17 protein-coding genes are annotated in these 20096 nt (G+C 39.2%); 9 read left to right on the plus strand and 8 right to left on the minus strand.

The features are described from left to right. Window positions 1-45: 45 nt before the first annotated feature. On the minus strand, window positions 46-633 hold the full coding sequence (gene cysC, locus ANA7108_RS0106860) for an adenylyl-sulfate kinase (RefSeq protein ID WP_016950032.1): 588 nt from the start codon (window positions 631-633) through the stop codon (window positions 46-48). Window positions 634-1587: 954 nt separating this feature from the next. On the opposite strand from cysC, the gene ANA7108_RS0106865 reads away from it, so the two are divergent. The 8 genes from ANA7108_RS0106865 to ANA7108_RS30880 all read left to right on the plus strand — a co-directional run bounded on the left by ANA7108_RS0106865 (window position 1588) and on the right by ANA7108_RS30880 (window position 9808). Then, the gene (locus ANA7108_RS0106865) at window positions 1588-2385 is read left to right on the plus strand and encodes a lipopolysaccharide assembly protein LapB (RefSeq protein WP_016950033.1); all 798 of its coding nucleotides are present in this window, start codon (window positions 1588-1590) and stop codon (window positions 2383-2385) included. Window positions 2386-2565: 180 nt separating this feature from the next. Then, window positions 2566-3870 (plus strand): sulfotransferase, encoded by a 1305-nt coding sequence (locus ANA7108_RS0106870; protein ID WP_016950034.1) that lies wholly within the window; start codon window positions 2566-2568, stop codon window positions 3868-3870. Window positions 3871-3873: 3 nt separating this feature from the next. Continuing rightward, window positions 3874-4782, plus strand: coding sequence for an alpha/beta fold hydrolase (locus ANA7108_RS26985; protein ID WP_016950035.1), 909 nt, complete (start codon window positions 3874-3876; stop codon window positions 4780-4782). A gap of 57 nt (window positions 4783-4839) precedes the next feature. Then, window positions 4840-6321 (plus strand): hypothetical protein, encoded by a 1482-nt coding sequence (locus ANA7108_RS0106880; protein WP_016950036.1) that lies wholly within the window; start codon window positions 4840-4842, stop codon window positions 6319-6321. A gap of 8 nt (window positions 6322-6329) precedes the next feature. Then, on the plus strand, window positions 6330-7304 hold the full coding sequence (locus ANA7108_RS28135) for a hypothetical protein (RefSeq protein WP_016950037.1): 975 nt from the start codon (window positions 6330-6332) through the stop codon (window positions 7302-7304). Window positions 7305-7619: 315 nt separating this feature from the next. Continuing rightward, window positions 7620-8678, plus strand: coding sequence for a DNA cytosine methyltransferase (locus ANA7108_RS30870; protein WP_237741492.1), 1059 nt, complete (start codon window positions 7620-7622; stop codon window positions 8676-8678). Between the two features lie 18 nt (window positions 8679-8696). Beyond that, complete coding sequence (locus ANA7108_RS30875; protein ID WP_237741493.1) at window positions 8697-9089, plus strand: hypothetical protein; 393 nt, start codon at window positions 8697-8699, stop codon at window positions 9087-9089. A 242-nt stretch (window positions 9090-9331) separates the two neighbouring features. After that, window positions 9332-9808 carry a hypothetical protein gene (locus ANA7108_RS30880; RefSeq protein ID WP_237741494.1) on the plus strand — a complete coding sequence of 159 codons (477 nt, stop codon included), beginning with the start codon at window positions 9332-9334 and terminating at the stop codon, window positions 9806-9808. A 22-nt stretch (window positions 9809-9830) separates the two neighbouring features. Here the strand turns inward: ANA7108_RS30880 and uvrC are convergent, their stop codons facing one another. The 7 genes from uvrC to ANA7108_RS0106935 form a co-directional block, all read right to left on the minus strand. Further along, window positions 9831-11708 (minus strand): excinuclease ABC subunit UvrC, encoded by a 1878-nt coding sequence (gene uvrC / locus ANA7108_RS0106895; protein WP_016950038.1) that lies wholly within the window; start codon window positions 11706-11708, stop codon window positions 9831-9833. Between the two features lie 325 nt (window positions 11709-12033). After that, window positions 12034-13047, minus strand: a complete 1014-nt coding sequence (locus tag ANA7108_RS30460; protein WP_016950039.1) for an NF038130 family PEP-CTERM protein — start codon at window positions 13045-13047, stop codon at window positions 12034-12036. 703 nt (window positions 13048-13750) lie between these two features. Next, on the minus strand, window positions 13751-14986 hold the full coding sequence (locus ANA7108_RS0106910) for an LL-diaminopimelate aminotransferase (protein WP_016950041.1): 1236 nt from the start codon (window positions 14984-14986) through the stop codon (window positions 13751-13753). A gap of 166 nt (window positions 14987-15152) precedes the next feature. Continuing rightward, window positions 15153-15488 carry a co-chaperone YbbN gene (locus ANA7108_RS0106915; RefSeq protein ID WP_016950042.1) on the minus strand — a complete coding sequence of 112 codons (336 nt, stop codon included), beginning with the start codon at window positions 15486-15488 and terminating at the stop codon, window positions 15153-15155. A gap of 719 nt (window positions 15489-16207) precedes the next feature. After that, window positions 16208-16999 carry a PspA/IM30 family protein gene (locus tag ANA7108_RS0106920; protein ID WP_016950043.1) on the minus strand — a complete coding sequence of 264 codons (792 nt, stop codon included), beginning with the start codon at window positions 16997-16999 and terminating at the stop codon, window positions 16208-16210. 157 nt (window positions 17000-17156) lie between these two features. Continuing rightward, window positions 17157-17891 (minus strand): PspA/IM30 family protein, encoded by a 735-nt coding sequence (locus ANA7108_RS0106925; protein WP_016950044.1) that lies wholly within the window; start codon window positions 17889-17891, stop codon window positions 17157-17159. Between the two features lie 139 nt (window positions 17892-18030). Beyond that, entirely contained in the window at window positions 18031-19209 is a 1179-nt protein-coding gene (locus tag ANA7108_RS0106935; protein ID WP_016950046.1) for a hypothetical protein, read from the minus strand. An 80-nt stretch (window positions 19210-19289) separates the two neighbouring features. On the opposite strand from ANA7108_RS0106935, the gene ANA7108_RS0106940 reads away from it, so the two are divergent. Continuing rightward, complete coding sequence (locus ANA7108_RS0106940; protein ID WP_016950047.1) at window positions 19290-19838, plus strand: DUF721 domain-containing protein; 549 nt, start codon at window positions 19290-19292, stop codon at window positions 19836-19838. The last annotated feature ends 258 nt before the right edge of the window (window positions 19839-20096 follow it).

A 20096-nucleotide genomic window follows, 5' to 3' on the forward strand; every position in this document is an offset into this window, starting at 1 on the left:
GCTATTATCAACTTCACTATTTTGCTTGAAAGAAGCAGATTCTAGCTAATCAGAACCGCTTTTTCTTAGATAGCCTAGCTCTTCTAAGGTTGTTATGACTTTTGACACGCTCTCTTCCAAGGTTTCTAAGTCGGTTCTACATTCTACTTCTGGATTTGTAGGAGGTTCATATGGATCGTCGATACCAGTAAAGTTTTTGATTTCACCTGCTCTTGCTCTTTTGTAAAGCCCTTTAACATCTCGTTTTTCACAAACATTAAGTGGAGCATTCACATATACTTCAATAAAATTTCCAATACGTTGGCGAACTTCATCACGAATAACTGTGTAAGGTGAAATTGCCGAAACGAGAACGATGACATGGTTCCGAGTTAAGAGTTGTGACACGAAGCCGATACGGCGGATATTTTCATCGCGGTCTTCTCTGCTAAATCCCAGTCCTTTTGTTAAATTCTCTCGTACAATATCCCCGTCTAAAATTTCTACTTTGCAACCACGGGAATGCAGTTCTTGTTCTAATGCCCGAGTAATGGTAGTTTTTCCTGCTCCGCTCAAACCAGTAAACCACACAGTTACACCAGGTTTCTGCTGCTGTGTAAAGTTAGTACTGATTTCAGATTCTAAACTGGTCATTGACTTAACCTCAAAATGTATTGACATTGGACTTCAGATAAAAAGACAATTGCCTCTGGTCTATCACTCTGCGAAAACAAAAATCGCAGGCAACTTTTAAAACTAGTTCGACTGGATTTGTGGCTTTATTGTCTAATTTTGTTAATTTCGGCGACGCAAAATAAATTTGGTTTTTCGTAACTGCCCAGGTACGAAGGTCAGGATAATTCTTATCAGGGAAGAAATACGGTAGTGTTCAAGCATTAGTCCAGAAGAAAAAGATCAAAAAATCGAGAAGTTAGAGTAAGAGAATCAAGCACTGGGTGAAAGTATAGCTAGAGAGGCGTTTAGGGTAAGATAGCAAAACAAGTTCCAAACCAGCGACAAGCGACTGACTCAAAGAATCAAGTAAAATACGGACAAAAAGTTTAAGAGAAAAAGGAAAGCGCCCATCAGGGGGATTAACTGGTCATTCAGGGTAGATATTAGAACAAATTTTACAACCAGATAATATTATAGTCCAACACCATGCTTATGTCATGGATGTGATATTTCGATTGTATTGACAAAAAAATCATCAACCGAAAAGTATTTGATACGCCAGCCCCAGGAATTATCTCACAGAACACAGAGTAGCAGTCAAATTCATTCGCCAATATTTGGTTCTTTTCTTTCCACTGCTTCCAAAAGTTAAGTTTTATTTGACTTTTCTCCTTAATCAGGATATGATATTATGTTTTTTAATTCTAAAATATGGGGGAATTGAGAACGATAGACACTGGATGCTTGATTGTACATTCACTGACTGATCTAGCTAAATTGCTGTATCATTATCACCTTGATTTCTAGTATTAGACATTGCAACAGTGTTAGGATATTGAGTATCGGTTTTAAGCTGTTGATCTGGAAGACTATAATTCTATTACATCAGCGCTCTTTTCATACCCCTTTTTTTTGGCGAAGGTATCGACTAAAATGACTCAATTTGTTCCTGGTATTGAGCGAGTATTCACGCCTGATATTAAACGAGTAGAAGTTGATATTTCTCCGCGAGGAGATATAAAGCAAGGCCAAGAGCTTGCTAAGGCTACTAAATTTGACGAGGCTTTAAAGGAATTTGATGCTGTACTGAAGGAAGATCCTACTTCCATAAAAGCCCACCTGTCAGCAGGAAATGTAAAGTATAAGCAAAAGCAGTACCAGGATGCAATTGCCCATTTTGAAGCAGCCATTAGGCTAGATCCTATTTCCACTAATGCTTACTTAAGAGCAGCCAGAGTTCATTTAGAACAAGGGGGAGTAGAGCAAGCCTTAGAACACTTTCAAAACGCTCTCAAACTTGATCCAAACTTGGCAATGGCTTATGTAGGTCTGGGACAAGTGTTGCTAAAGCAAGAAAATTTTAATGAAGCTGTACAACAACTTACTAAAGCTTTACGTATTAATCCACGATTGTTGGCAGCTCGGAAGAGACTAGCTCAAGCGTATGATCATCAGGAAAAGCATTCCGAGGCTGCTGCTCAATTAAAAGCTGTACTGAGAATCAAGCCTACTGATGCTAACGCTTATGCAGGAATGGGCAAAATATACTTTATACAGCAAAATTATAATGCAGCAAGGGAAGCTTTTAAGAAAGCAATTGCCTTAGAACCTGAATCATCATCTAACGCCCAACTGGGGCTAGCAGTATCTCTTATTGAAGAAGAAAAAATTGAAGAAGCTAGTGCAATTTTAGCAAAAGTTGCGCTTGATTCTTCTAAAAATGAAGAATGAATAAAAAACATTAAAGATACTAAATGCCATCATCCTACTGGGTAAAAACATTCCCGTAATATTTTAAAGTGGCAATGGTAAGTAGGACTGAACACCCCTGCTGTATGCAAAGCATCAGCGTCGTCGGGTACTTCAAACAGTGTTTACAATAGCCTAGTGATCAGTGTAAAGGGAAGTTTCATGCAACTCACAGCAATACAAGTCCAACACGTAGTTGTAGATATTATAGAAACAACTGTCCAGTCTTGGGATGGAGAATTAGATGAACCAATCAGCCCAGATACCTTATTAATCCAGGATCTTAACTTCGCTTCTATTGATTTCATCCAACTTATTGTGACGATTGAGGAGAAAATTGGCAAGAAGTTAGGCTTTCACGATCTACTTATGCCTAATGACAAGTACATAGATGAATTAAGCGTTGCTCAGTTGACTACTTTTATCGAAAGCAGGCTCAATTCAGATCAAGTCTTCGATCAACCAATTAATCTATCACAATCATCTATTGCTGTAGAAAGTAAACCAATTGCTAATGAACGCATTGATAAAACTAAATTAGAGCAGTTTAGACAACACATTCCCATACCAAAGAGATGGGAGGGAGAAGATACTCCCAAGAACAAAAAAGCAGTTTTCGTTCTTTCATCTCCTCGCTCTGGTTCAACATTACTTCGTATTATTTTGGCAGGTCATCCACAACTATTTGCTCCACCAGAATTGCACTTGCTTGATTACAATACACTTGATCAAAGAAAAGCTGCTCTGGCCAATAAACTTAATAGTCATTTGCTAGAAGGCACTATCCGAGCAATTATGCAGATCAAAAACTGTAATGCAGAAGAAGCGCGGAAGTTGATGGAAGCTTATGAAGAGCAGAATCTTCCGAGCAAATCTTTCTACGGAGTACTACAGGAATGGATAGGTGATAGAATACTTGTTGACAAAACTCCAACTTATCCTTTTCATCTGGATTTTCTAAACCGTGCTGAGAACCAATTTTCTGAGCCACTTTACATTCATCTAGTCAGACATCCCTATGGCATGATTAGATCCTTTGAGGATGCCAAGTTGGATCAACTAGTTTTGTTTATGAGGGAAAGCTCTTTCACTAGACAACAACTGGGAGAATTGCTCTGGTTAGTTTCCCAGCAAAATGTCTTAAAGTTTTTAGAAGGAATTCCTCAGCACCGTCAACTTCGTATTAGGTTTGAAGATTTGGTGGATACACCAGAGATCACAGTCCAACAAATCTGTAATTTCCTCAATATAGATTTTAATACGGATATGCTAAATCCTTACAAAGAGAAGGAACAGCGAATGACAGATGGAGTGGAGTTGGTATCAAGATTTAGTGGAGATTTAAAATTCCATCTTCACCAGAGAATTGAGCCTAATGCAGCTTATAGATGGAAACAATTTCATAATATTGACTTCCTTGGAGACATCACTTGGGATATAGCAGCATCATTTGGTTATAAGGAGTAACGATTGCCAGTTGCAAATTTGAATGACTTTGATTGTCACTACCTGCAATTAGAACAACAAGGTAGGAGCTTAGAGTTAAATAGCTCTGAAAACAACCTGATTATGGTGCATGGGTTAGCCACGAATTTAGCATTTTGGTATCACTTAGCCCATGCTTTTACTAACACCCATCGAGTCACTCTATTTGATCTGCGCGGGCATGGTAAGAGTTCTATGCCCAAGAGTAACTATACTCCCAAGCAACTAGCAGATGATCTTAAGGACTTGATGGATCATCTCAATATTAAGACTGCAAGCTTAGTGGGACATAGCTTTGGCGGCACAGTTCTTCTACACTTTCTGGCAGAGTACCCCAATTATGCAGATCGCATTATTTTGGCAGATGTGCGATCAAAGTTATTTCAGCCTTTGCAAATGCCTTGTAACTGGCCTCGTTGGTCTATCTTACAACCTGCGTTAAGGGCGGCAGGTATAGATTTGGATGAAAATGAACCAGAAGCAGGCTATAGGATTCTAACAGAGATTGCTAAATTACAGTTGCGGACACCTCGTGGACAACATATTCCTGAAAACCAGCTATTATCTAGCTTATTCCCCTTAGGAAATAGCACGCGCACTGCTTCTCAGTGGTTGAAACTGCTAGAAACTACCACTGCTTGGGAAGACTTGATCAAATCGGAAAGTCTGATAATCGATCAATTACAGCTAGTCAAACTACCAACTTTAGCTATCTATGGAGAGAATTCTTCTACCTTACAAACAGCCCATGGACTTCAAAAACTTTGGCCTCATTTGCACCTGGAAATAGTTGATGAGGCTGGACATTTCTTTCCTGTATCCCATCCTCAAAAATTTATAACATCAGTTCAAAAGTTTTTATCTTTAGGGACAGACAAGCCAAGTCAAACCTAGACGATGAAGGGTTTTCAGCATTCCCTTTATAAAAGTAGAACGCTAAAAGGAGTCACAATGCGTGTTTACAACCCAGAACCACATCCAGGTCTCCGTAGGAATCACTTCCGTAAAGTTTGTGAGAACGGCTTTGGCGATCGCTACAACGGGTATGCCTATTCAATGGCCTGGTTTAATAATCATCTTTATGTTGGTACTTCTCGTGCTAATTTGTGTCTTCTCAAGTTTGCCATGCCATTTGTCACAATGGATCATTGGCCTGTTGAATGCCCTCACCTCAACTACACACCAGAATTCGAGCATAAATGTGCGCGGGGTGAGATATGGCGCTTTAACCCTTTATTAGACCAATGGAATCGGGTTTATCAGTCTCCTTTCATGACAGATGATGAAGGTGTTGAGTTTAGCCGGGACTTAGGTTATCGAGGAATGACAGTATTTCAGGGGAAATCAAATTCCGCGCCAGCTCTCTATGTATCAACCTGGTCACGTTCTCGAGGATCAGGTCCTGACATTTTGTGTAGTGAAGATGGTCAGACATTTATAACTACGCCCAAACCTCGTTTTACGACTCAAGGAAGGGAGATAACAGTAACGGCTATACGTGTACTAGTTTCCTTCAAGGGTAAGCTATATACAGCCCCCGTTGGTGCTGCCAAGGGAAATGTCAATGCTTCTGGTCTTTCCCTGGTTTATGAGAGCGACGACCCAGCAACGGGAAACTGGCGCTGTGTGAATGAGCCTGGGTTTGGAGAGTTACCAGATGTGATGACCATTTATGAAATGGCTGTTTTGGGCGAATATCTGTATGTTGGCACTGCTGGCTTAAGTGGATTTCAAATTTGGCGCACAGATGCAGAAGGAGTTCCACCTTATCATTGGGAACAAGTAATTACTAATGGTGCTGAACGTGGTGGCCTAAACCAGGGATCTGCTAGTATGATTTCCTTTAAAGGCGCTCTTTATATTGGAACAGGAATTCAGAATGGTGGATATGATCATCGTAATAAAATAGGACCAGCTGCCTCGGAAATTATCCGACTGCACCCTGATGGTTCTTGGGATATTATCGTTGGTAGTGCTAGGAACGGTAAAAAACCCTTAAGTGGGCTGGGTCCTGGGTTTAATAACTACTTCTGCGGCTACCTGTGGAGAATGGGAATTCACCAAGGCTGGCTTTATGCAGGTACAATGGACTGGAGTCTGATTTTACGATACGTCAAGCTAGAAGAAAAACCAGTAAAGGTTGCTCGAATGATTGCGGCCTTGGGAGTGGAAGAGTTTATTAAGAATAATGGAGGAGCTTCTCTCTGGCGGACTTATGATGGAGAGAATTGGCTTCCTGTCACTCTCAATGGCTTTAAAAATCCTTATAACTATGGGATTCGCAACATTGTTTCTACACCTCATGGTCTTTTTATTGGCACAGCTAACCCATTTGGTCCTCGTGCTGCTATAAAAACGAGCAAAAAAGAGTGGGAGTGGAGTTATGTTGATAATCCAGATGGCGGACTCGAAGTCTGGCAAGGTATTTCTTAGAGGTTTTTATGGAACAATTTCCTGGTGGAAGAAAGAAGCGCTGGCGTGCCATTGTTAATGAGATGTTGGGTTTAGAGAAGGAATCTTCTCCAAATGCGGTTGGAAATCAGTCTATCCAAATGGACGAAGTCCTTCCCCAAGATACAGATATAGCGATAGATGATTGGTTGGAACCGCATTATGTTGTGCTTGATCAGTCTGTTACTCTTCGCAATAAGCTGGCTGTTTTCTTTCCCGGTTCTTTTGGGAAAGGAATGCGGCAGCAGCTAATTATTCGGGAATTGGCTCGCCTTGGCTATCACACCATCAATTTGAGCTACCCCAACTCCTGGACAGTTGGTAGTCTATGTCGGCATCACTCAGATCCAGACTGCTTAGAGAAAGTCCGGTTAGAAATTATCTCTGGTCGAGGTTGTTGTGATGTTCTAGAAGTTGGTCGGCCTAACTCAATCGAAAATCGGTTAGTTAAGTTGTTGGCATACTTAGACCTCAAATATCCACACCAAAAATGGAGCCAGTATTTACATGGGAATATTCCTAAGTGGGATCAGATTATCGTCACAGGCCATTCTCAAGGAGGAGGTCATGCAGCGTTACTGGGGAAACAACATTGTGTCGCACGAGTGGTGATGTTAGCCGCTCCAGCTGATTTTAGTTGGGTGCTAGGCGAATCTGCACCGTGGCTATCGGTTCCTGGACAAACACCATCAGAACGCTATTATGGCTTTGCTCATATAAAAGATGAAGGGTATGATCGGATTCAAAAGGCGTGGAAGTTATTGGGAATGACAGCCTATGGTTCTATTATAAATGTGGATGAACAGCAGTCACCTTATCATCATTCTCATTGCTTAATTACAGACATAAAACCTGATCGACCAGATAAGTATCACGGTAGTGTTGCTACAGACAGACCAACACCCAAATTTTCTGATGGAACACCTGTATTTAGAGAAGCTTGGCACTATCTCTTTAGCATCTAAAACTCACCAATTCAAATACTGAACTTCAAAAAATTCACAAACAAAAATGGAATGAAATATTAGGTAGATTAATGATTAATGATTAGAGTAAAAATAAATTTATATTCCTCAATTTGGATGGAAATAATCATAAATCTCCTGTGCTAAACGTGTTCCAATTCCCGATACTTAAGCGAGTTGTGTAGGTGTCGCTTGACGGATATAATCAACAGAACGAAAATGAGCTAAAAGCAACTTTTGACGATGATTGCCTAAAGTTTGCCATAATATAAAACCTCTTGATTTGGTATCAAATAGTATTTTGACTAATTTTTTATGGAAAAATTTAAACTCAAATTTGCTGATCTCTTTGCAGGTATTGGAGGTTTTAGATTAGGTTTTGAAAAAGCCGGGTATGACTGTGTATATTCATGTGAGATTAATGAAGCTTGCCAAAAAGTCTATTTTAATAATTTTGGAGAAATACCTGAAGACGATATCAGAAAAATTGATTTTAAAAATTTACCTTATTTCGATGTTTTAACGGCTGGTTTTCCTTGTCAACCTTTTAGTATTTGTGGCAGAAAAAAAGGCTTTCATGATACTAGAGGAACTTTATTTTTTCATATATGTGAAATCATTGAATATATCAAACCTCCTGTAATTATACTAGAAAATGTTAAGCATATATTGCATCATGATCAAGGTAAAACATTAGAAGTAATATTATATTCTTTGGAAGATATAGGTTATGTAGTTAACTACGATATCCTTAACTCTAAGGATTTTGGTTTACCACAAAATAGAGAAAGAGTAGTCTTTGTTGCCACAAAAGACAAAAAATTTGATTTTGGGCTTCTGAAGAAAACTTATCCATTTCCCAAGCTAAGAGAATTTTTGTGTAGTTCTGGAGAATTTGAATATTTAAACCCTCAAGAATACACAATGATAGATAATCCAAAACAACAACCATCTGGATTGATTTTTGTAGGATATCGTAATAAAAGTATTTGGAAAACAGGTGTGAGGCCAAATACAGAACATTTATCAAGGGTTCATCACCAGCCTAATAGAATCTATTCTATAGAAGGGGTACATCCAACAATACCTTCTCAAGAAACTTCAGGTAGATTTTTTATTTATATACCAGAAGAAAATGCAGTTCGTAAATTAACGCTGCGGGAGTGTTATGGAATTATGGGTTTTCCTGATAATTTCAAAACCCACAATAATTTAGCAGAATGTTATAAACAAATAGGTAATTCTGTATCTATACCAGTTATGTATGAACTTGCTAATCAAATCAAAGAACAGGTTTTTTCTGATATAAAAATGCAACCTGAAATAATCAATTTCAAGGCTGAATATCATCTACAATCACACATTTCATTATAAAGTCTAGTGTTTAACAATATGAATCATAAAGAAAAATTGTTGCAAATTTATAATGAATTACCAGAATTTGATATTACACAAGTTAAAATTCTACAGGAATATCAAGATTATGTTATTGAAATTGCCAAAAAATGCTTTGCAAGAAAAGCAGTTTATACGGTACTAATCACTCTTTTAGTACATAAAATTCTATATCCATCTCAGGATATTAGATATCATCAAGCTGAAATGCCAGGTGGGTTTTCAGGGAGAAATATAGACTATAAATATATAACTCCTACATTAACAGAGTTAGGTTTACCTGCAATGGCGGAAAGTGGTTGGTTAACTCGTTCTTTTGAACAACCTTATCCTTATACGTTAGATTATAACGGAAACATAAGTCCTAAACCTCTGAAAACGGCATTTTAAACATTATTGATTTTGTACAAACCCATCCTGAACAATCAGAAGATGTATTAAAACTACTCCTAAAATTTATCCAATCAGCTAAGGATGCTAACTTAGTTGAAATTATTAAATTAACCAATCCTGAAAAGTTAGATATAAAAAGTTTAGTCGATGCGTTAGAAGATCATTTTAATGATAACTATAGAACTAAGGGTGGCTCAAAATTACCTGTTATTGCCTTCTATGCTATTTATCAAATTTTAGTGAGAGAAATTTCTAGGTATAATTCATGCACACTTGGAAAATTAGGTAGTCATACAGCTTCAGACAGAACTTCTGAGACTGCTGGAGATATTGAAATTTTTGATGAAAATAATCATCTTGTTGAAGCTGTAGAAATAAAACATGGACAAGAAATAACTCTGCAAATTGTTTATCGTGCTAAAGAGAAAATTCTGAAATATAATCCTGGCAGATATTATATTTTTGCTTCAAAAGATGTTAAACAATCAGAAGCTGCTCAAATTAATGAAGTTATTAACAAAATCGCATTAGAACATGGATGTCAAGTAATTGTTAATGGAATTATCCCCACAATTAAATATTATTTAAGGTTAATTATGTCTATTACTGATTTTATTGAGCTTTATTCTAAATTAATTGAATTAGATACTGAACTTCAAAAAATCCACAAACAAAAATGGAATGAAATATTAGGTAGATTAATGATTGATGATTAAAGTAGAAATAAAGTTAAATTCCTCAATTTGGATGAAAATAATCATAAATCTCCTGTGCTAAACGTGTTCCAATTCCCGATACTTCAGCGAGTTGTGTAGGTGTCGCTTGACGGATATAATCAACAGAGCGAAAATGGGCTAAAAGCAACTTTTGACGATGATTTCCTAAACCGGGAATTTCATCTAAATGCGATCGCTTTAATTTATCACTTCTTTGCTGACGATGAAAACTCACAGCAAATCTATGGGCTTCATCTCGCAACCTTCGCAATAACTGTACTCCTGGTTGTTCTGCTTCTGTTTTCAAAGGTAACGATGAGTCTGGTAAAAAGATTTCTTCTCGTTTTTTCGCCAAACTCACAACTCGCAAATCTGCTAATAAATTCATTTCTTGCAAAATACCAACCACCGCAGATAACTGACCTTTACCGCCATCAATCATAATTAAATCAGGCCAGTCAGCATTCCCCACTCGTGATAATTGAGGATTTTCAATATATTTACGAAAACGTCTATTAATAACTTCCGCTAAACTCGCAAAATCATCTGAATGTCCGATAGTAATATCGGGATTTTTGATTTTGTAATGACGGTAATATTGTTTAGCCGGTAAACCATCAATAAACACAACTTGAGAAGCTACCGCATTAGAACCTTGAATATGAGAAATATCATAACCTTCAATACGATGAGGTAAATCTGGTAAATCAAGAATAGCAGCTAAATCTTCTAGAGATTGTTGATTAATTGCACCCAATTTTTGGCTTCTTTGTAATTCATATTGGGCGTTTTTTTCCACCATCTCTATTAATTCTGCCTTAGTTTGCCGCAAAGGAGCTAAAATTGTCACTTTTCTACCTTTGCGTTCAGTCAAAACATCTGCCAAAATTTCCCCATCTGGTAAATCATGTTGTACCAAAATTTCGCTAGGAATTTCTACACTTTCCGCAGTTTGGTAATGTTCTTCTAAAACTCGTTGTAAAATAGCTCCAGGTTCAGGATGAGCATCAGCCATAAATGCTAAACGTCCAACTAACTGACCTGCACGAATTTGGAATAATTGAATATGGGCGTGTTGGTCATCTGTAGCTAACGCCACCGCATCCCGTGATACAGTATCATCTGGTAAAGAAACTTTTTGCTGTGCATTTAGAGATTTTAAACCAGTAATTTGATCACGAATTCGGGCTGCATTTTCAAAATTCAATTCTTCCGCAGCAGTTTCCATTTGTGCTGTCAAAATATCAATTAGTTCCTGAGTTCTTCCTTGAAAAACCATCGCCACTTTTTGGACAATTTTTCCATATTCTGCGGGAGAAACTAATTTTTGACAGACACCAGGACAGCGACCAATATCATAATTTAAACAAGGACGGTCTTTAAATAGGGGTTGAGGTCTTTGTCTGAGGGGAAATATACGTTTACATAAATGGACAACTTCACGTAATAAACCAGAATCTGTATAAGGTCCGTAATATTTATCTTTGGCTTTACCTAATTGACGTTTACGGGTGATGAAAATACGCGGATATTCTTCTGACCAAGTAATGCAGAGATAGGGATATTTTTTATCATCTTTGAGTAGGACGTTAAAATATGGCTGGTGTTGTTTAATTAAATTTGCTTCCAGTGCTAAAGCTTCCACTTCGGTGTCGGTGACGATAAATTCAATCTCTGTCACCAGCTTCACCATTGTGTTGATGCGTTCCGTCTTGTTAGTGGAGTCACGGAAATAGGAACGAACACGCGATCGCAATTTACGAGATTTACCTATATAGATTATGCGATCGCTCCCATCCCGCATCAAATACACCCCCGGTTCTGGGGGAATTTCCCCAAGACGGTTTTCCAGTCTTTCGGGATTTTTAACTAATGGTAGTGTTTGAGCAGATAGAGTCACGGCTAAAGTTAGGTAATTTTACAAATATACCCCAACTCTATTTTAAGAAATATTTCTGGGAAATTGGCTAACCCAATGTAGAACGTCAAAGAATTGTTTGTACATAAAATTTGGGCGTTGCATAATTGCGGGATGATTTAAGAATCCGCATCAATATATAATCACCGCGTCAGTCTCAATCATCCCCTTATTCAGCAACGCCAAAATTTGTAGGGGTAAAGCGCATTACTCATAAGTATCAACTTAAGCTCAAACGGCTTTCATGTTAAGTTAACACCAATGAGCATTGCTAAACGCCTACTTGCTGATCAGAAATCAGTCGTAATTAAGCAGATACTTTTTTAAACTTGCGTTTTGCAACAAAGATACCAGCGACACCAAGAATACCAAAAATAGCAGAAGGTTCTGGTGTGGCTTTATATCCAGGTGTATTCCAGGTATAAATTGCATTGTAAGATACGCCGTCATCAGAGGCTGTAATTCCAGATGCAGTCGGGTTAAAACTGTAAGCATAGTGAGTTTGACCACCAGTTACAACCTTAGCAATTTCACTCGCTTGCAGTGGTCCTTCATATCCGTTTAAGGTAGTTTGTAAGTTAAATACATCTTTAAACGTCTTCAGTCCATCTAACTGTAATTGCAAGGCAGCTTTTGTAGCACCTGTAGCTAAATTAACCTGTGTTTGCAGTGATGTAATCTTTGCGTCAATGGCTGTAATGGTTAATGAACTTAAGGTTGTTCCTGTGGGGAAAAGTGTTTTCACTCCAGCATTCCACGCAGTATTCATTTGACTAGAAACTGTAGTCTTAAGTTTTTCCTTCACATCCAAGTGACCAACTAATTTCAGTTCCACACCGCCATTTTGACCGAATGCGAAATTACCAATGTTAGGATCTCCCATGCCTAATGTAGGAAAATAACCTGTAACTAATGTTTTGGTATTTGCTGAAAAACTATTCCATACGGACTGAAATGGTGTATATGTACTTAGTAAATCATTTAGCCATTGAGAACCAAAAGTATTCCAATCAGTAGCTGTAACACTGCTGACTGTAGCACTATATGCTCCTTGTGTAGCGGTAAAGCCAACGTTAGCAGTTGGGTTTTCGTCAGAATACCAAAGCTCGACGTTGGAGGTGACATCCCCATCAGTTAGAGCTTTGGTAGCTTTGTTGGTATCATTGGCAATAAAAACTCCATCTGACCCACCAGTGTAGGTTTTAATTTGACTGGGGTTGTTGTAACTAAAAGATACAGCTTGTGCTGGGTTAGCTGCAACTGCACCGAAACCAATAGCCATTGACGCACTAACTAACAATTTACCAAAAGTGTTTTTCATTTTTTTAGAGTTGTGTTTAATACTGTATCTAGGTTTGAGCCGAGTTAACAAATCACATTTATCAGTGTTTTATTAATAGGAGCGGAATAAAATATTACTGTTATTCCCGATTTAGTGGTTGAACACACAAGTCTATCTTACGAAGATATAGCAGTTTATTTGATAAAGGTAGTGTATTTTTTTAATAAAAAGATGAAGAATATTTCTAGCTATTTCTACGTTTAATTACTTAAATGAGCCAATTACGCGGAATGTGGGTTTGTAGAACAGTCGTTAGTAGTAGACTCTATGGTGATCCTATTTGAGTTATGAACATATAGCAGGTGACAGGTGACAGGTAACAGGTGACAGTCTGAAAAGTCTTTTCGTGTCTAGGTTTTATAATTAATTGGTGTCCTAACCGCCCTGTCCGTTGCTATATATTTTAAGTAGGTAAACAGAAAAATTTAAAGGTATTTGAAGAAAAGTAAATAGGGCTGAAACCCTCTTTCCCCCTGCTCCCTGCTCCCTGCTCCCTGCTCCCTGCTCCCTGCTCCCTGCCTTACCCCAACGACAATTTTTAATGCCCACCTACTTATGTTGAATGTTGGTTTACATCATGTCTGCCTAATCACTTATCAAAAAAAATTCTCCGTGTCCCCGCGTCTCACCAAACCTACAAGGTATTCACTGAGTACAAAAGTCAAATTAATTGCACTCAGTACTAAAGCTGAACCACTGCTGAATTAAGAAATTCAGCCATTCTCTCGACAGCAGTTTCTAACACTTTTGGTTCTTGTACCAACGCAAAGCGAACATAACCTTCACCAGCTTTCCCAAAACCAGCACCAGGGGAAACCGCAACACCAGTTTTTTCAACTAACTCTGTACAAAATCCAATTGAATTATTACTCCATTGTGTAGGTAATTTTGCCCAAATGTACATTGTGGCTACGGGTGTGGGGACTTTCCAACCAATGCGGTGTAAGGCATTAATGAAAGCATCTCGACGTTGACGGAATGTATCAACAGCAGCTTTTACACTTTCTTGATTTCCTGTGAGTGCAGCGATCGCACCATTCAAAATTCCTAAATACTGATTAAAATCAACGGCAGCTTTTACTTGTCTTAAAGCTTGAATTAGTTCTGCATTACCAATTGCATAACCAATACGGAAACCACCCATATTGTAAGACTTGGATAGGGTAAAAAATTCAATTGAGACACTTTTTTCTGGGTCAGCTTGCAAAATTGAAGGGACTAGGGATTTTGGATTTTGGATTTTGGATTTTGGATTGGGGGTTTCGTCTTCTGTGAAAACTAAATCCACGTAGGGAAAATCGTGAACTAGGACGATATTATGTTGTTGACAGAAGGATACAGCTTCTTGGAAAAAAGATAAAGGAGCGATCGCACTGGTAGGATTGTGAGGATAACTCAACACCATCAACCGCGACTGAGCCAAAACATGAGGGGGAATCTCGCTAAAAACTGGTAAAAAATTATTTTCTGCTGTTAGTGGCATTGTGTAAACTTGACCACTAGCTAAATAAACTCCTCCCATATGAGAAGGATAACCGGGATCTAATAATAGGGCAAAATCGCCAGGATTGAGAATTGCTAAAGGTAAATGGGCTGTTCCTTCCTGAGAACCAATCAAGGGTAAAACCTCAGTTTCTGGGTCAACTGGGACACCAAATTTTTGTTCATACCATTGGGCTGCGACTTGGCGAAATTCTTGAGTACCACGAAACAGCAAATAGCCGTGAGTACTGGGATCATTAAGAGATTTAGCGATCGCTTCAATCACATGATTCTCAGTTGGTAAATCCGAAGATCCCAAAGACAAATCAATTAATTCTTTTCCAGCAGCCACAGCCACAGCCTTGGCTCTGTCCATATCAGCAAATACATTAGATTGTAAGGGTTGTAAGCGTTTTGCAAATTTCATTTTAGTCATTAGTCATTGGTCATTGGTCATGAGTCAGTAGTCAAATACTATTCACGACTGACTCATGACTACTACAGCATGGCAGAATTAAAAATTAAAAATCAAAAATTAAAAAAGCAGATTAAACCAGCTTTTCATTAATTTCTAATGGTTGATTGACTTATGCCGTAGTCTACTAGTTACTATTTAAATGCTGATCTAGAAGACTGAGTAATTTCTCTTTACTAATCACTCCCTCAGTTGATTCTAATAGTTGATCTCCTTTCATTAGTCTGAGAGCGGGGACACCTTCCACCTGGAACTGTTTGACAGTTAGGGGATTAGGGTCGATTTCCATTTTCACGATTTTCAAGCGCTCGCTGTACTTAGTAGCAGCTAAGTTAATCACTGGTGACATCAATTGACAAGGACCACACCAGGAAGCCCAAAAGTAGACTAATACAGGCTGCTCGGCTTTCAACACTTCGGTTTCAAATTCGGCATCAGTGATAGTGATTACACCTTTATTCATAACAGTCTCCATTAGGCGGCATTGATCAAAGTTGACACACAGAATACTCTATCCTAAAAAGTGCTGAGTTCCGAGTGCTAAGTTGTTAGAAATCAGCATCTGGATTGTTGTTTCCTACTAACTAACGTCAGTGATTAGTACACGGCGACGAAATGAAAAATCAAAACTTACAACTTAAAAAATTAGATTAAACAAGCTTTTCAGGAATTTTTAATGGGTATTTGACTGCGTTGTGTACTTACAAAAGAAGGGAACAGGGAACAGTGAACAGTGAACAGTGAACAGGGAACAGGGAACAAATAAAAAACTAAAGTTTAAGAGTTTAAAGCTCTGTCAAAAAAAAGGATGTTTTTACAAGGAGAGTGACACGAAAAAAACAGTGTCATTATTTCAATCTCATGTTTTTAAACATGAGTTTTTTCTGTTAAGAGTTGCTTCCTGTTCCCTCTGAAAAATTGGTGGACTCAGAACTGCATCAAAATTAGCAGCAAATAGAGCCATCTCAGAGAATAAAATGCTGACTCAGAACGCATAGATAGACTGTCAAATAAAACAAATATCCCATCGCTTTGAAGATAGGGGAATGATTTTGCCGGGTGAAAAAAAGTCGTTTTGATGCGGTGAAATTGGATAATTTATGTTTTGGATTTATCTAAATACCAATTTGAAATCCCACAACTAATGGTGTGGGATTCACTCAAATGATGTTTCTGCAAAGCTTACATATTATCCAATTGTTTCTTAAGTTCTGCCAATTCAGCATCAACTGGTTCAATAGGTTTAGATTGACTTGTTGGTTGTGTTGGGGATGCCGTACTTGGTTGTTCTGGGGTGAGTAGTTTTGGCTCAGGGGCAGGTGCTAAGGATGCTTTTAAAGCTGCCAATTCATCATCCACATCACTACCAGATTCTAAACGAGCAAATTGGCTTTCTAAATCTGCACTTGCCAACTCTCCCATAGATTGGGCGCGGGCTTCCTGAATCATCACTTTTTCTTCCATGCGCTCAAAAGCAGACATGGCACTGCTGGTATTCATCCCACTAACCATGCTTTGAAGCTGCTCTTGGGCTTTGGCGGTAGTAATCCGGGCTTTGAGCATTTCTTTCTTGGTCTTAGCTTCTGAAATTTTGCTCTCTAGCTGGATTAAATTGCGTTTGAGGGTATCTACTTGAGTAACTTGTTGATCAAGACTGGTTTTGAGAGCAGTACTAGTTTCTGTATAGGTCTTTTTGCGCTCCAAAGCTTGGCGTGCTAGATTTTCATCACCTTTTTGGAGAGCTAGTTGGGCGTTGCGTTGCCATTTATTGATTTCATTTAGTCCATCATTATACTGTTTTTCAGTGCGTTTTTGAGCAGCGATCGCTTGAGCAACGCCCTGACGCAACTGTACCAAGTCTTCCTGCATTTCCAGGAGAGCTTGTTCTAGCATTTTTTCTGGGTCTTCGGCTTTGCTGATCAAATCGTTAACATTAGCACCAACTACTCGTTTAAGGCGATCAAATAATCCCATAACTTTTTTCCTTTTGAGGTTTACGCGCTTTGTTGGACAATTAGCTTTTTTACTGTTTAATAGCTACCTATTTCAATTTAATCTTTTCAGTTTAGCTTGGTATCCTCTCTCCATTCTGAATCATGATGCGGTGGATCAGCCACATTAACTCCCAAATTTACAACTCTGAACTTTTGGGTAACTCCTGCTGGTGCTTCAACAGCTGACTGGTTTCTGCTTCCGTATTGTTGACCTCACCTAAAATCTGAGTTTTCATGGCTGCCAGTTCAGTCTCAATGTTATTCATAGATTTCAACTTAGTAAATCTTGTTTCCAGATCGTCACTACTAAGTTGAGAAATTGCTTGAGATTGCGCTTCCATCTGTAAAACTTTTTCTTCCATTCGTTCCCATGCATTCAAACTTGTTGTAGCAGAAACTCCCTGAAGCATTTCCTGTAGTTTATACGATGCTTCGGCAGAACGAGCGCGAGCAATGTACATATCTTTTTTGGTTTTGATCTCAGCAATTTTCAATTCGAGCGATCGCATTTGCTGTTTTAGCTGCGTCACCACATCTTTTTGCTGATCTATTTGATTAAAAAGGGCTGTAGCCGTTTCTTGGTAAATTTGGCGTTTGGTGAGAGCTTCCCGTGCTAGATGTTCACTACCTTGTTGCAGTGCTAGTTGAGCGCGACGATACCATTCTTCGGCTTGGGATTGGGCTGATGTTGCTTGGCGTTCAGTGCGTTTTTGGGTAGCGATCGCACCAGCTACACCTTGCCTTAACTGCACTAAATTTTCCTGCATCTTTAGAAAGGTTTGCTCCAGAATTTTTTCTGGATCTTCTGCACCGCTGACCAGACTATTGAAATTAGCACGAATCACCCGCAGGATACGCTTCATCACTTCCATTTTGGCTTTGCTCCATTCACTTTGTGCCAGCTGCTAGAAAGCTCCCTCCATTGAAGAAGACACGGAGAAAGAGGGACACGGGGACACGGGGATAATCTCTCCGCGTCACCGCGTCTCCCACTCTCCGCGTCCTCTTTGGTCATTGCTGTACGCGGGCTTGAATTCCCTTGGCCTGTAGCTGCTGTAACCTCAGTTTTACTTCATCTTTGGTTTTCAAAGCACCAAGATAAATATACTTTTGGTTAGGAGATAAATAAGCATCTGGAACAACTTGCCGCGCCGTAGCTAAAGCACCAACTCCTTTATTATCAACTACTAGATAATAGAATCCATCGGCTGATGGTTTAATTTCTCCATTTGGAACTGGTAAGGTTGTCGGTTTCTGAATCTCCGGTGCTGGGGTGACAAGAGGAATTGCACTGAGCGGTGGAACTGGTTTTAGAGATGGTTTGGTAGCAATAGGTTTAGGTATGATTGCCGGAGTTGATTGCACTTTTGGTTGTAAAGCGACAACATCATTAGGATCTCTCACCTCTGGAAACTCACGAGCAGCTAAATTGGGATATTTAGGTATAGGAGTGATTTCTGGAACTGCTACGGATTGGTCACTATTAATTTCTTGAGAGTTTTGAGCAGATGGCAATGAACTAGTATGAAAAAATTTACCTATATTCAACTGTGGCCAAGTTTTGGGATTCAGGACTACATAGCCTAACATCAGACTGGCTAATAATAGCAGCAACATCGAAACAATACCTAAAGGTGACAGCAAACTGTCACTCCCAGAACTAGATTTCTTTGGTTCTGGGGGTTTTTCTTTAAGACTCCGCAGCAGTGCTTCACTAGATTCTAAATAGTCATCTGGGTGAGTGGGAGGATCTTCTGTAGGCAGGATATTTTCGCTTTCAGCAGCCTGAATTTTTGTAGTAACCATACTACTGCTGAGAGATTTTGGTGCGGATGGATTTGAGGTTTTGGCAGATGCAGAGGACATTTGGAGATGATTTAGCTCCGGGGTATCTTCTATTGGTAATGTTGGTTTTTCTGGAGAAATTGCGTTAGTGTTGACTTCGTCCACAGATGGCTGAGGGTTTCCCACTGTCGCAGTCATGCCTGGTAACTTTTGGGGTTGGTTATTGCTATAACTTTCTGTACTAAGTGGTTGCGGCTGCCTTAATATATTGCGTGTGCGTCGGTATCTGATTAACTCTTGATCTAGCTGCACTTCTAAACTAGCCAGTGATAAAGCTAGTACAGGCTTTAAGCCTTGTGTTGTAGACGAATGGGTGTTGGAATCGATGATGGGATTTTGACTCATGCCACTGTGCCTGAAATGAAGACTGCTGGATGAATTTTAGTTGATTTGAGAATTAAGCTAAATTTTTGCTCTGTTAAACAATGTCGTTGAAATCAGTTAATAGTATTTTAGGCATTCTGGAACAAGAAGCCAAATGGCAACAGCAACCGTTGCAAATTTTGCTCAAGTGTTGGGGGGAAGTTGTGGGTACTGTGGTTGCTGCCCAAACTCGTCCCTTATCAATCCAACGTGATGTCTTGTGGGTAGCAACTTCTAGCGCTGCTTGGGCGCAGAATTTGACTTTTGGACGCAGAAACATACTTTTGAAATTAAATCAAAAGCTACCTACGCCTTTGATAGATATACGGTTATCCACGGCTGAGTGGAAGCGATCGCCCATAACGCCAAAACCACAGACTGTTACACCACAAGAACATCCCAGTTATTTGGGTGGAAGAATTGATAATTTTGGGGTTAAATCCTCGGTTAACAATGCTAGTGCTGCTTTTGAGGATTGGGCTAGGATTAGGCAAGAGCGATCGCAAGGTTTACCCTTTTGTCCTCATTGTCAATGTCCTACCCCACCAGGTGAACTTCAACGCTGGGGTGTTTGTTCTCTTTGTGCTGCCAAGCTGTCTTCCGATAAGTAGGTTGGCGTTAAAAATTGTCGTTGGGATAAGGCAGGGGGCAGGGGGCAGGGGGCAGGGTGCAGGGGGAAAAAGAGTTTTAGCCTTATTTACTTTTCTTTACACAGTTTGGTTTTATTCTGCCCACCTGACTTGAAAATAAGACCCCACCCCTAACCCCTCCCCGCTGTTTCGTGGAGGGGAATAAGAAGTTTTTCATCCCTCCTGGTGTACGCAGTTCATGATGGCTACTTACCTTTTAGGATAAGTTCATCAGTAGGT

The sequence above is a fragment of the Anabaena sp. PCC 7108 genome (assembly GCF_000332135.1).
GTDB lineage: Bacteria > Cyanobacteriota > Cyanobacteriia > Cyanobacteriales > Nostocaceae > Anabaena.

Coding starts and splice junctions, on each gene's coding strand:
- cysC (WP_016950032.1), bottom strand. CDS start 633: ATGACCAGTTTAGAATCTGAAATCAGTACTAACTTTACACAGCAGCAG.
- ANA7108_RS0106925 (WP_016950044.1), bottom strand. CDS start 17,891: ATGGAAGTGATGAAGCGTATCCTGCGGGTGATTCGTGCTAATTTCAAT.
- ANA7108_RS30870 (WP_237741492.1), top strand. CDS start 7,620: ATGGAAAAATTTAAACTCAAATTTGCTGATCTCTTTGCAGGTATTGGA.
- ANA7108_RS28135 (WP_016950037.1), top strand. CDS start 6,330: ATGGAACAATTTCCTGGTGGAAGAAAGAAGCGCTGGCGTGCCATTGTT.
- ANA7108_RS0106870 (WP_016950034.1), top strand. CDS start 2,566: ATGCAACTCACAGCAATACAAGTCCAACACGTAGTTGTAGATATTATA.
- ANA7108_RS30875 (WP_237741493.1), top strand. CDS start 8,697: ATGAATCATAAAGAAAAATTGTTGCAAATTTATAATGAATTACCAGAA.
- ANA7108_RS0106865 (WP_016950033.1), top strand. CDS start 1,588: ATGACTCAATTTGTTCCTGGTATTGAGCGAGTATTCACGCCTGATATT.
- ANA7108_RS0106880 (WP_016950036.1), top strand. CDS start 4,840: ATGCGTGTTTACAACCCAGAACCACATCCAGGTCTCCGTAGGAATCAC.
- ANA7108_RS30460 (WP_016950039.1), bottom strand. CDS start 13,047: ATGAAAAACACTTTTGGTAAATTGTTAGTTAGTGCGTCAATGGCTATT.
- ANA7108_RS0106940 (WP_016950047.1), top strand. CDS start 19,290: ATGTCGTTGAAATCAGTTAATAGTATTTTAGGCATTCTGGAACAAGAA.
- ANA7108_RS0106935 (WP_016950046.1), bottom strand. CDS start 19,209: ATGAGTCAAAATCCCATCATCGATTCCAACACCCATTCGTCTACAACA.
- ANA7108_RS0106910 (WP_016950041.1), bottom strand. CDS start 14,986: ATGACTAAAATGAAATTTGCAAAACGCTTACAACCCTTACAATCTAAT.
- ANA7108_RS0106920 (WP_016950043.1), bottom strand. CDS start 16,999: ATGGGATTATTTGATCGCCTTAAACGAGTAGTTGGTGCTAATGTTAAC.
- ANA7108_RS0106915 (WP_016950042.1), bottom strand. CDS start 15,488: ATGAATAAAGGTGTAATCACTATCACTGATGCCGAATTTGAAACCGAA.